Genomic DNA, 13,222 nt, shown 5'->3' on the forward strand with positions numbered 1-13,222 from the left:
ACATGGCGTTGCTATCCAAATTTATCTACCTTTTCGGCGCTAAGCTAAGAAACCCGTCTCTGATGGGCATTTATAGCGCACTTAAAAAAACCGAGTTTGCAAACTATGACGAACTGGAAAAAATTCAACTTGATAAGCTGAAAACGTTATTAAAATCAGCTTATCAGTATTCCCCTTTTTATAGGGATCTTTTTGATGCGCATAACTTTGATCCTGAAATTGAGACGCTTTCGGATATTAAGGCCCTGCCTACGATTACAAAACGCGATTTAATTGAACAAAACGCTCAGATTCATTCTCAACAGCAATTCAAAAAAACGCTGTTAGCAGAAACATCTGGCACCAGTGGCGAAGCGCTGGCGTTTTATCGAAACGAAGAGTGGGATTCGACCAACCGAGCCAGTGTTATGCGATGTTATGATTGGTACAATGTGAAGCCCTGGGATAAGAACGGTTACTTTTGGGGGTATAACATTGAGCAAGGAGAAGCCAAAAAGGTTAAATTGTTAGATTGGCTGCAAAATCGTATTCGTATATTTCGTTATGACGATGAGTCAATTACTGCGTTTGCTAAAGACCTCAACAGCGCCAAGTTTCTTTCAGGCTATTCTTCAATGATTTATCAGATAGCGAAGAAAGTTAATGCACTAAACCTTAAAGTAAGTGGCATAAAAATGGTGAAGGGAACATCGGAAATGATTCTGGATGCCTATCAGCCAGAGGTAAAGAAAGCGTTCGGCTGCAAAATGATCAGTGAGTATGGCGCCGCAGAGTCGGGATTAATTGCATTTGAATGTCCTGAAGGCAGTATGCACATAAATATGGAAAACGTTTATGTCGAGATTGACGATAATAAAGAGATAATCGTAACAAATTTAGCATCTCACTCCTTTCCCATTATTCGATATCGGCTTGGAGACTACATTTCGCTGGGCGAAGCAAAGTGCGCATGTGGGCGTGCACATAAAGTGATTAAAGAGATATACGGTAGAAAGGGCTCAAGTATTTTGGGTACGCAGAAGGAGTACCCTGCCCTGACCTTTTATTACGTGTTTAAAAATATAGCATTAAAAGATGAGATTCTAATTAATTACAAGGCTGAGCAGTTCGAATGCGGCACGGTGATACTAAAAATAGAAGGCCAACCTACCCCGCTGTGGGAACAGTTAATTAATCGAGAAATGAATAAGTACTTTGGCGATGACCTGCGATTCAGCGTTGAATATATCGATAAGTTTGAAACGCAGACCAAAAAACAACAGTACTTCGAGAGCTTTATAAAGTAACTTGAAATTTATCCTTTACGGGTTGAAAACCAGCCCATTCCCCAGTACAGTCAACGTCTGCAAGGCAGAACGCAAGGATGAGAACGATAACTTAAAAACTATTAAAATCGTTCTCATCTAAAACAATCAGCAAATTCAATAAAAACAATAATATCTTCACGTTAGAAGCCTAGTTTTATTAAAGAAAAGTGTCACTTTACAGTGATATTCAGCATTTACTCGACCAAAGCGATTATGGTATACCAAAAAATACCCAATATTTTGAGGTATAACACGAAGTACTTAAGTTCGAGTGCATTTCTCCGATAAAATTCTCGAAGCGTGAAAAACATGTGGATTCAAATAAACGGACAAAAATAGGGAATGCGATTCGCATTATTTTTGCCTTGCGATTTGAAGTTTTGAATTCACCACGCATCACCTTAAATTTTGAATTCTCCAGTCTTAAACAAGTCTCTATTCATGATTTTTGGTAGCAAGGTTTATGGAAAGCCGTTTGATGACGTCTGTGCGATACGCCAGAAGCTTTGTTGTCATCAGAGTTGAATAAGTAGTTTAAATTTAGCGGAAATTAATCCATGAGTATTCAAAAAAACCTTTTTCAGTCTACCGATATGTCTTTAAAAGTTGTAACAAAGAAAAAAAGTTTAGCAAAGCTATGTAGCTTCCTGGCGCCAATCGCACTCGCTTTCACGGTTTCACAATCTGTAAATGCAACAGCATATCAGTGCGGACCTGCTGATGCAGTGTATAGCGGACCAGTAGCAGCGTGGGACTTCAATAAAGGCGATGATCCGGCAGCAGGTAATGACGTTGTTGAATGGTATGGTGATCACGGTGGCGTTCAGGCTATCGAAGGTACTAACCTGCAAGGTATTAAGTTTTATTTCGCAGGCAAAGGTCTTGAGAAAGACGCAACCAGTGAATGGCGTTATACCCTCAAGACCCCAATGTCAGCAACGTGGGAACATATGCGCATTTATCAACCCAAAAATTTCTATCACCGTGCTGGTACCAGAATTAATATTCCGGCAGGAATTGATCCGGACTTGTGGCAGCCTGGAGATAAAATAGTCAATGACAAAGGTATCGAAGCAACGGTTTCTCGAATCACTGATACCTATCTCTACATCACCGACTTTCATGAGCGCTTTAGCAAACACTGGGGAAGTGGCCGCGAAATACAGAACTTATCATCAAATGATGTATTTGTGAGTACTGGGCAACGCTGGTTCCCAAATAACAATAAACTTAGCGCACAATGGCATGGCCGCTATTCTAATGCTGGAATGATCATGGAAACGGAAAGCTACACACCGTTTCACGGTTTCGAAAATGGTGTAAGCTATTGCCGCCCAACAATTAACTCTTCTGTCTCGCACAAAGGCACAGGGACACAAGATAACGTGTTGTTTGACAGACCGGCGGAGTGTTTTCACCCCAGAGATAACGGAACCGTCATCGATTTAATGATTGAACGTGTTCGCAGCAGCACTCTAACCTCTGAAGACGGCAGCTATCGAATCTGGAAGAAAACGAACCGCACAGATTGGAAATTGGTGTACGAAAACACTAACCTGGTTGCGTATCAGGATGACAACTACTTCACTGATGGGTACGTATTTGGATGGGCAAACAGTGGCTTCAACGAAGATACCCGATTCTATCTGGTAGGTTGGGAGCTTTGGACTGCAAAACCCGATTTCCTTCCTTAATCCAGAGCACAGTAACGTTAATGGCTCGGTGCGTCGCACCGGGCCTTTTTTGTTTTAAGCGTGTGTGATTATCGTGCTCACGAGAATCGGCTCTAACCTTAGACATATACGTTAAACCATTTTGTTAACTCGCTTGCTTAACCAATGCGTTAAACTTTGGTTCAGTGCTTTTAATTAAAGCATCGTTAGCTTTCGGTAAATGATCAGTGCCATAAAAGCTTGCCCCAAGTATTTCGCATATTTCGTAAATGTCTGAAATTTGCTCTGCCGTTAATTTTTCCTGCCACTTGATCATTTGAGATTGTTTATTGAAATCCTCCGAAGCCGTACTGCTAGGTCTATCAGCCAAAGGAGGATTTTTTATGTTGGCAAACTCGCACAGCTTCGCGATATTTTTTTCAGAATCGTCTATCAGATGCTCATAAAATACGGTAAAAACAAACGGATTTTTTTCTGCTTCACGAACTGCAATAACTTGGTCAATGGCCCAATTGACGGCTAAAATCTGATGCGGTTCTTTAGGATTGATTTTATTGACCAACGGCAAAAACGCTTGGGGAATATCAGGAGCTGGCTGTGTTACAGCAGACCAGAGATTATTTACGTTGCCGTGCATGTTGAGTTGACTGGCAATAACGGCACAAGGGTTTCTTATTAGTAGAATGAATTTTTGCTTGGGGAAAAGCGTTGAAATAAAGGGTAATAATCTATTAATTCTGACGAATTTCAGCAGTAATCTTCTCTTTAGAACGCGGCTTTTATTTAAATACCCTACCCTTCCTATCAATACGTCTTCAAGAATTTGTTGGATTTTGCTGGCTCTCTCCGACCGATAGTCATCCTCTTCTATGAAGGTTCTTGCGCGGAATCCGGCTTTGTAGAGAAAGCTATCTTCACCACCTACAAGTCTCAATGGCTCATCTACCCAATCCAGATGCCCTTTTTCTACCAGGCATTCGGCAAGCCAAGTGCTTCCAGAGCGCGGTGAGCAACATACGCTTATTGTTTTTTCAGAATTGTATAGTCGTGTAAATAAATTTAAAACGAGTTCTCCAACCATATAGCGCGTCCATCGAACAAATCATTGGGCAAAAAATACGCTATAAAAACTTTAACTGCAAGAAATTGGTAAAGAAAACAGATAATAAGGTATGTGGCGTCATCGCAGACAACGAGCACTCTGTCTTTTTAAAACCGGTTATTTACACACAAGATTCCATTGTTTCTCAAATTCTTTCAGCATTTTATCAACGGTATAGTGCGAAGATTTTTGCTTGGCAGAACTGCCCAGATTTTCCCTCAGCGCATTATCATTAACCAGAAGTAAAATCTTTTGCACTAAGTCTGTGATTTCACCATCGCGAAATATTAGCCCATTGATCTTGTCATCTACCGCCTGTCTAACTGAAGGGATATCGGGCGTAATCACTGGTAAACCTAATGACATGTATTCGACAATGGATAGAGCGAACCCTTCCCCTTTGGCTGCATGTATAGCAATATCTGACGCAGCTAAAACATCAGGCACATCGTTTCGATAGCCAAGAAACTGAATATGGTCAGCGGCCCCACATGATCGGGCCAGTGTTTCGAACTCCTCTCGCTGTGGTCCGTCACCGATAATTAATAGCTTTAACACTGCATCTGTTTTCTTAGCGACGTCGCTAAAGGCTTTTATAATCAAATCCTGGCGCTTATATTCATGTATCCTGCCAGTGGTCACTATCACAACAGCATCAGCGGGTATTTGCAGAGATTCTCTTACTTTGGAACGTGACTGAGAAGTGACGACTTCGCGAATGCCATTTTGCACCAGTAAACATTTACTATCGGGAAAACATGAGTTTTTTATGGCTCGCTCTCTCATAAGCGGAGAAATCGCAAAAATGGCATCGGCAGCTATACCTGGGATCGCATTTCGAATTCGTTTTATTTTCCCTTTGATACCTGTGATAGTGGGTCTGTCACCTGGTGTATGATCGTGCACAATAATTTTTTTTACGCCTGCTAAACGAAACAGCAGATACCTGAAAGTAGCATACGGACGGTCCGTTAAATAAAGTGTTCCAATTTGAAGCTTTCTGATCAGCTTTATCGCCCTAAGTGCACCACCTAGCCCTGGTTCGAACAACTTGCCCTGTTCAACTTCTAACTTTGAACGCTTAATGCTATCTGGAATTTCAGCGATTTCCGGGTACAGCACAAACCCTTGTGCGTCTTTTTGACTAGCAAAGTCACCGATTTGAACCCAAAATAGTTCCATCAGCCACCACGCATAACCGACGTCTGAACGGTAGTTTGATAAACACAAAATGTTACGCACGTTTTGAACCCTTTTTTATACTGCTAAATTTTTCCAGCACTGAAAACAATATGTCTCTTGCGATAAGTAAAGAAACCAGTAAGTAGCTGATGCCCCCCACCGGTATTAAGATGAGCAATTTCAACCAGGTATCTGAAGAACTTAGTTGTAGTTCGACACCCCACAACACAGCAAGCATTGAAACCAGACAAAAACATGGTTTAAGGAGAACTGTCCAAACGCTTAAGATAGGTTGCTCTAATGTTCTGCATAACACGTACTGTGAAATAATAGTGTTAATAAATTTACTTACCAGAAAGCCGTATACAACACCCATCAACCCATATTGCAGGCCTATAACGCTACAACTTATAGTGATCGGTTTAGTCCCCAGATTCATTAAGAACTGGGTTTTAGCTTTACCCTGCGACTTAAACACTGCGCCGTTGATAGAAGCTAACCCAATCAAACCACCCGCTACGCAAAAGACCTTAACCAGAGGCACGATCGGCAACCATTTTTCCCCCAACAGAATGAACACGAGTTCGTGGGAAATCCAGAACAACCCGCCAAGAATGGGAAAAATAACAAAGCCGATCAGTTGGATGGATTGTACATAAATATTAAATACGCGCGCTTTCTGATGCTGAATGATAGACAGTGAAGGGAACATCACTGCATTAAGCGACGAAATGATATTGCGCATTGGCGCGAGGGTGAACTCTTTACCTCTGGTAAAAAATCCCAATTGTGTCGCACTCAGGTACTTTCCAATTAAAAAACCATCAAGATTTATCGCAAAGTAATTGAGCAGTTGCGTGGAGAAAACGTAAACACTAAAGCTGAACACGGATTTAATATCCGCGAGAGAAAAAATGAATTTTGGAAACCACTTTGACTTGATATAGATAAAGCACATGTAGAAAAAGTGTGTCGCCAACTGCTGGGCTACCAGTGCGTACACTCCATAGTCATTAAATGCCATAGTGAGTGCGATTACGGCACTTAGTAGCACCGAAACTAAACTTCCTACCGAAATGGACTTGAAGTCGAGCGTTTTGCTTAAAATCGCATTCGGTACACTGGCTAAGCCCCCCATTACCACCGTTAGCATTACTAAAGGCAATAATTCACTTAGCTGAGGTTGGTCAAAGTAGCCAGAGATGGGGCCAGCGAAGCTGACTACCACAAGATAGATTACAATAGAGAAGCATGTATTTAACCAGAAAATACTATTCAACATGCTGTTTTCTAACTTTTGCCGCTGGATTAATGCCGACGTTAATCCAAAATCAGTTAACAGCGTGCCTAGTCCGCTGAATATCACGCAAATTGCGATTAGCCCGAAGTCTTCTGGCAGCAGTAGCCTGGCCAAAAGTATTCCAACGACGATGGAAACTCCTTGAGTTCCCATCTTACCCAGATAAGACCAGATTAGCGCAACCGACGTTTTCGCTTTTAATTCACTCATGCACTGCTATGTCCGCTAATCTGGCATATATTGCAAGGCGGTTAAGGACTTTTGCGTTATCGCAAGTCTCGATGCGTCAAAGTCCTGCTCAAACTCCGGCGTAAAGATTTTATCAACCGCGGCACTGAGTTTCTGTAGCATGTTGTTATCAATGTCGGTGTAAAAATCCTGCAAACCTAGATTTTTGTAAAGCTCGGCAATTTTAAATTCGTAAGCGATGGCTATAGCGGGTATTCCGCAGCTAATCGCCATAATTGCAGCATGCATCCTGGTCGCTATTATGAAATCAAATTCCACGCACTTTTGCAGGAAACCTAACGGTGCTCTGAACTTCCTGTCTACCCTAACGGCACTTTTAACGTCAGCTGGCAATTTATCTACAATGCGATCGGCCATTTTATCATCTGACGACCAGTATTCTTCGATGCCCTGACACGTACTTAAAAATGAAACCTCAGCTTGCTTTTGCTGTACTAAATCAGTAACAAGTTGCGCAATTGAATTGATATAGAGCTCTTCCTTGCCATCTTCAAAGAATTTTAACGGCCTGACCGAAACCGCTACACGCATGGTGTCTTTGGCATTTGGAGTACGGGTGGGCAACGTAATAAAATGGCCAATACAAAACGCTGCGTCTGGAACCAAATGGATACGTTGCTCATTGATGCCAATTTCAGTTAAATGCGTTTTCGACGCCTGGTCACGTACCATCAACAAGTCAAAATCATTGAAACTGGCAGTTAATTGCTGAACGTTTTTTGGATGTTTAAATGGCCCCAGCGTTTGAGGAAAAATACCTAACTTAGCGTCAGTATGCTGGCTAAATCTGAAGTCATACAAACAGGATTGGATATTGTAATTTTCGGTTAAGAACGTACCACCACTGCACATAATAAGATCTGCGGACAGGTAATCATCAATTTTTTCACAGGTCGCTTTACTGGTAAACATTCTTGCCAGTAAACCCAGTTCACGTTTCATCAGACCTTGCGCGAAACAGAGACGATAAAAGTTAAACCGCTCAATCAAATGTCGGTAGCCAATTCTTTCAAACCACCGTTCTAATGCATTCGGTGACGGTGTAGCAAATAAGCTTTGCTTAAATGTGCACCAGTCATAGTATTTTTGAGCTGCTGCTGCATTTCGGTCATACACAATCAGCTCAGCGTCTTTACCGTATTTCGCTTCAACCAGACACTTCATCCCCAACAAGATGGCAGCATCGCCCGGGTTTAAAGAGACGATATTGGTGATTAAAACTTTTTTAGTCATAATTGAATTTACTTCTGAAATTACGGGTTATCTCATCAATCGACTCAAGTGCACTGGCAGTAAAGAAGTCGGTAGCTGCCATATTCTTCTTTTTACCTTTAGGCTGGAACTGCTGGTCAACTATCGTTGAAATGTCACTTTTTACTTCAAAGCCTAAATCGACGACCAACTTTTCAATGCATAGTTTTTTCTGCGCGCGAAAATCTTCATACCTGACCACCAGCGCGTCTTCAGCAATACTGTTCACTGACTGCACCCATCGATTGGCAAGACGCTCAACGCAGTTATGTCCCGCAACCTCTGGCGACTTTCCCATCAAAACGTTATACCAGGTTCCCTGAATATTTTTGTCCAAAATTTGTTGATCATCACCGGAACCATCCAGATCCAGTCGATCTAAAATCGAACGAATGTTATCGAATGGGTTTCGCACCAGATTGACTATTTGCGCAGAATTAAACGTAGCTTGCACCTGCGGAAGTAATAGTGGGAAGTTTGGATCTTTTAAAATAGTTCCTGAGAACAACGCGGGATAATCACCTACCAAATCAGTGAGTGTTATTCTTCCTTCGAAAAGCTGTTCTCGAAATACTACCTCTCTTTTATCCAACTGAAAGAAAGGATCGTTGCACGTGGTCGTCTGCATAGCCGCACCTAACAGCTTTAAAATCGCTGTCGTTCCAGATTTTGGCATACCGCTTACGACCACTAAAGTCTGATCAATTTTTTTACCAGGCTTAAATCGGTCAAATATCTTTAACACTGTTTTTCCATTGAATTTTTTAGGCTTTTTGAGCGAGAACTTGTTTTAAGAACTGGTCAGTCTCTGCTGCCACATTCGGCCAGTTGAGCTTTGTTCTGACAAGCGCTTGACCGTTCTCTCCAACCGTTTTTAATAGCTGACGATCATCCTTAATTTTCATGATTACGTCTAAGATTTCTGCAGGGTCATTTTCCACTAGAAACGCACTTTTTTCGTTCACCAGCAGCTCTTTCATTTGACTGTGATTGGAAGTGATGACTGGCGCACCCATCGACAGATATTCAAATATCTTTATGGGCGAGAGGTAGAACCCGTCCGGACACCAGTGCCATTGATGTATCAACGCAATACACGCATCCGCGTTTGCAATCTCGGTAAGTACCTCTTCACGAGGGATCTTTTGCCGTACAGAAACGTTATCCAGTTCTGGCATGCCATCAAGTGGTCCATTAATGATTAAACGGAAATGAATGGGCAATTTTTTCGAACTGGCTAGTCTAATCGTATCGGCCAGAATATCCAACCCCTGCCACGGATAAACGGAACTGCCAGCAAACAGCAAGGTAAACTGTTCGTTATTCTCATCCGATTTTACATTGGAAATAAATTCATCTGTGACCAGTGGTCCGCCATTGGGGATGACCTTTACGTTTTTTATTCCCAACGAGCTTGCGTACCCCCCCATTCCGCTTGATACGCAAATCGCACCTGCAACTGACTCTGCCAGTGTTTTACGAAAACTTTCCTCGGCTGCGGTGTCTCTTTCAACCCGCTTCTGATGAAGCCAACGTTTTAATTTTTTTAGCGGGTTTTCTTTCACCACTCCCAACCATAAGTTACGCCCGCCTAACCAGGAATACGCCATGGCTTCATATGAAGGTGAGTTTATTTCTAAAAACAGTGGAACGGAGAGTCCATGCTTGTAAACGTCCATAAAGTGGGCCATTTTAGAAATAAAACGCGCATCTACACGAAGCATGAGCACATCAATCGAAGTTAAAAACTCATCCACCCAATTATCAGCTTTGGGATCAAAGGACTTCACTGCTACGGGATTGGTGGGATCGTTGACTACGAAAATTTCATGTCCTAATTTGGTAAGATTTTCACTCACTTCCAATGCATGCGTGTGGTTTCCACCCTTTGGTGGAAAAATTTGCAAATCATATATATATCCAATTTTCATACTTCAAACCACACTAAACATGTTCAATTGTTGTTTTAAGGTTAGCGATACTGATCGCAGCAGTATGCCGCTCCAAAGCTGTGTCTCTGCCTTTTCTTCCTATGCTTTCCGCCATGGCCGGATCTGATACGAGCAGCTTCATGTAGTGTTGCATTGACTCAATATCATGCTCATTAATAAGAATACCCGATTCCTCATGGGTCATAACGTCACTGATGCCGCCGTGTCGGGTGGCAATGACAGGCAAACCAATCATCATCGCTTCCAGCACACCGACAGGGGTACCCTCGTGGTCATTATTTTCAGACACCACCGAATGCTGTAAAAAACAATCGCTGTCAAGCAAATGTTTAACCACCTTGTCGTGGTCCAGAGGCCCAAGCAGGGTTACATTATCTTCCAGGGCATGTTCGGCAATGAATGACTCGATTTCCTGTTTAAGCTGCCCATCACCGATAATGTCTAACTTCACGTGTGGAAATGAAGATACCACTTCTTTGAATGCTTTTAATGAGTTGAGTGGCCCTTTCTTCGGTGTTAAGCGGCCGACCATAATAAATTTTTTGACCGGTTGGTATGTCGATTTAGCTAATTCAGCTGGCAAATCTGCACCGCAGGGGATTACTGCAATTTTATTTTCCGGGCAACCGATAGCGACTAATTGTGATTTCATATGTCGGGACACTGCAACGACTTTGGCCGCCCGTTTAAACATGACCTGATAAGCATCACCAAATGTTTCCAACATATAATCGGTATACGCATCCCACCCATGAAAATGAACAATGAACGGAACTTCAGCTGCCGCGCACGCATCCATCACATGAACGCCGGTAGAGCCATATTCAGCCAGCACCAAATCAATATTGTTGCGAATTATGAAGCGTTTAATTGCCTGCGGTTCCGATAAAGGATGCGTTTTTGAAAATACATTCAATAGCCTCGAAAAAGCTTTAGCTAGCAAAGATTGGTTTTGAAGTACCTTTCCAGACTTAAAAATATAGCGTCGACCTTTACTACCGATGAGTGCACAATCTTCAAAGGCCAACTCTCTTATATGACTGCGTAAAAACGTTTCCGATGGGGCTAGTTTTCCATCACTTTTGTCTACTACAACTAAGACTTTTTTATCCACACTTACTACCTTAAATCGCGCAATTCAAGACACCATACAAACTCAAGTAGCTACTGTACTCTATCTAAAGCGAAATTTATTTATAATTTAGGCAATAGTACTTAAAAAAGGTAAAAAAGGCTCACTTTGACAAAGTAAAGATTCACACTAACCAGACCTGCCCGCTGGAGGTGAAAATGGCGTGTTGAGTCCATTTGAAAGCATGAGGCCAATCGTATAACAAGGAAAGCTAAACCTTAGATAAACCAAAAACAGTGTTGGGCTTAGTAAGCGCTTCTTAAGTATATTAAGTGCCCACAGCATTTTAATTAAGTAGAACTCATACAGTAAATATCATAAAGTTGATGCGCCGCAATGATTTTCGTTGCCATTTCTGCTTACGGTAATCGTTTTGAGGATAACAATTTAGGAATTATTATGGAGTCGTTAGCGTTCCGAATTAAGCGCAAACTAAAACACCTGGCCCGACCAAAAAAATACGAAGGCAAAGTTTTTTGCATCGGTTACAACAAAACTGGAACAACTAGTTTTGGCAGAGCGATGAGAAATTTTGGTTACTATCATTCATCCTTTAATCAGAACCTTTGGCGCGAAGACTATAAAAATCAACGCATTATCAATGTCATTGATTATACCGCCAAGTTTGACTCACTCGACGATCTCCCCTGGTTACTAATAGACATGATTCCAGTTCTGGACAAGGTTTTTCCAAATAGCAAATTCGTTTATCTGGAACGCGATGAGGAAAGTTGGAAAAAATCATATTATAACTGGCGAATTCAAATCTTTAATCAAAAGCCAGACATTGAGGCGCAACTTAAAGAATTCAGAGAACATAGAGAATTTGTGCAGAGCTACTTTAAAGATGCTCCTCAAAGCAAGTTCATTAGCCTGGATGTCAGACGCAAGGGCGAGCTTAAAAAGTTGGCCGATTTTCTTGGTAAAGAAACTTCTCTCGATGACTTTCCGCATGAAAATAAAACATTATACGGTACGCCTGAGTGGGATAAAAAGCAGCTTTCAAAGTGATTGGTAAAGACTTAGTACTCGGTCAGCATTAACTGAGGCATGATAAGAGTGTGGAAGCGAAATGTTCTGCCTCTTATCAAGCGTTTCTAAAATTTTATCGGCATAGCCTGCGGCGCTATGGTCTTCTACCAATCCGATTGGGAATGCCTTCGATAACAGTGGAATCAACCCGCCCACTGCATGTGCCACCAAAGGTTTACCTAATGCCAGACATTCCAACGCGGTCATGGGCAACCCTTCATGATCTGATGGCATCACAATAACGTCCATCTGCCCCATCCACCCCTGAATTAAGTTGGTGTGACCGTGGAAAGTGATATGCTTCTCAATACTCAGTTCAGTGGCCAACTGTTTAAGTTCAACAGCCAATTTGCCATCACCAAAAATATGAAAATGGAACTCTTTTTCATTGTGTTGAGAGCGCAATATTTCACTCGCCATCCGGATAAACAAATCGACTCGCTTGACGGGTTCCAGTCTGCCGACAATGCCAATGTGTGTGAACGATTTATTCACCGTGTCGGTAACGTTTTTCGCTAGGCGAATTGTCTGTTCAGCATCAATACCATTCGGTATGGTATGAATTTTACCGCGCTTAAAATAACGCGCTAGTTTCTCGGTTAGTTCAGCATCTACTGAAATGACAGCGTGTTGTAAGAATCGCCCACAAAATCGATCGACCGAAGTCTGCACACGTTGCTTAAATGACAATGAAAACTCCGGGCTTCCATGCACTGTTCGTACACAGGCTACCTGATTGCAAAGCAGATTCGCGATACTGCCAACAATATGTTCTTTTTGTCTGTGGGTATGAATTACGTCGGGTTTGGTCGACTTTAAAATCTCTTTTATTTTGCTAATCAGGGCGATGAGACCATATTCAGACTCTGGCAAAATTGTGACAAACACACCATTGGCAGCTAACTCTTTTGCCAGCCTGCCCTCATTGAGTACAATTGCACTGACTTTCTCACCTTTTTTTACCAGTTGAGTCAGCAAAGTACTAATTTGTACTTCTGCACCTGCCCATAGATCCCCGGAAGCGATATGAAGTGCGTGCATC

The 13,222-nt window shown here is 42.0% G+C and carries 11 protein-coding genes; 3 read left to right on the forward strand and 8 right to left on the reverse strand.

Translation table 11 applies throughout. The annotated features are described in order from the left end of the window. Nucleotides 1-2: 2 nt before the first annotated feature. Nucleotides 3-1,286, forward strand: coding sequence for a phenylacetate--CoA ligase family protein (locus tag HCJ96_RS03345; protein ID WP_169209633.1), 1,284 nt, complete (start codon nt 3-5; stop codon nt 1,284-1,286). Nucleotides 1,287-1,864: 578 nt separating this feature from the next. Beyond that, nucleotides 1,865-3,001 carry a hypothetical protein gene (locus HCJ96_RS03350; protein WP_169209634.1) on the forward strand — a complete coding sequence of 379 codons (1,137 nt, stop codon included), beginning with the start codon at nt 1,865-1,867 and terminating at the stop codon, nt 2,999-3,001. A gap of 124 nt (nt 3,002-3,125) precedes the next feature. On the opposite strand, the gene HCJ96_RS03355 is transcribed toward HCJ96_RS03350, so the two are convergent. From HCJ96_RS03355 to HCJ96_RS03385, 7 genes are all read right to left on the reverse strand, one after another. Further along, nucleotides 3,126-4,061 (reverse strand): sulfotransferase, encoded by a 936-nt coding sequence (locus HCJ96_RS03355; protein WP_169209635.1) that lies wholly within the window; start codon nt 4,059-4,061, stop codon nt 3,126-3,128. Nucleotides 4,062-4,199: 138 nt separating this feature from the next. Further along, complete coding sequence (locus tag HCJ96_RS16500) at nt 4,200-5,324, reverse strand: glycosyltransferase (protein WP_169209636.1); 1,125 nt, start codon at nt 5,322-5,324, stop codon at nt 4,200-4,202. After that, nucleotides 5,317-6,774, reverse strand: coding sequence for a lipopolysaccharide biosynthesis protein (locus HCJ96_RS03365; RefSeq protein ID WP_169209637.1), 1,458 nt, complete (start codon nt 6,772-6,774; stop codon nt 5,317-5,319). The genes HCJ96_RS16500 and HCJ96_RS03365 overlap by 8 nt, the downstream gene beginning before the upstream one ends. Nucleotides 6,775-6,789: 15 nt before the next feature. Beyond that, nucleotides 6,790-8,046, reverse strand: a complete 1,257-nt coding sequence (locus tag HCJ96_RS03370; protein WP_169209638.1) for a polysaccharide pyruvyl transferase family protein — start codon at nt 8,044-8,046, stop codon at nt 6,790-6,792. Then, a complete protein-coding gene (locus tag HCJ96_RS03375; RefSeq protein WP_169209639.1) occupies nt 8,039-8,809 on the reverse strand; it encodes a sulfotransferase domain-containing protein in 771 nt (256 codons plus the stop codon). Before HCJ96_RS03375 ends, HCJ96_RS03370 begins: the two co-directional genes overlap by 8 nt. Nucleotides 8,810-8,828: 19 nt before the next feature. Continuing rightward, nucleotides 8,829-9,995 (reverse strand): glycosyltransferase family 4 protein, encoded by a 1,167-nt coding sequence (locus HCJ96_RS03380; RefSeq protein WP_169209640.1) that lies wholly within the window; start codon nt 9,993-9,995, stop codon nt 8,829-8,831. A gap of 13 nt (nt 9,996-10,008) precedes the next feature. Next, nucleotides 10,009-11,130 carry a glycosyltransferase gene (locus HCJ96_RS03385; protein ID WP_169209641.1) on the reverse strand — a complete coding sequence of 374 codons (1,122 nt, stop codon included), beginning with the start codon at nt 11,128-11,130 and terminating at the stop codon, nt 10,009-10,011. 417 nt (nt 11,131-11,547) lie between these two features. On the opposite strand from HCJ96_RS03385, the gene HCJ96_RS03390 reads away from it, so the two are divergent. Then, a complete protein-coding gene (locus HCJ96_RS03390) occupies nt 11,548-12,159 on the forward strand; it encodes a sulfotransferase (RefSeq protein WP_169209642.1) in 612 nt (203 codons plus the stop codon). Here the strand turns inward: HCJ96_RS03390 and HCJ96_RS03395 are convergent. Next, entirely contained in the window at nt 12,151-13,221 is a 1,071-nt protein-coding gene (locus HCJ96_RS03395) for a glycosyltransferase (RefSeq protein WP_169209643.1), read from the reverse strand. The two genes, HCJ96_RS03390 and HCJ96_RS03395, sit on opposite strands and share 9 nt — an antisense overlap. Nucleotide 13,222: the final 1 nt, after the last annotated feature.

The sequence above is a fragment of the Alteromonas ponticola genome, assembly GCF_012911815.1.
Classification (GTDB): domain Bacteria; phylum Pseudomonadota; class Gammaproteobacteria; order Enterobacterales; family Alteromonadaceae; genus Alteromonas; species Alteromonas ponticola.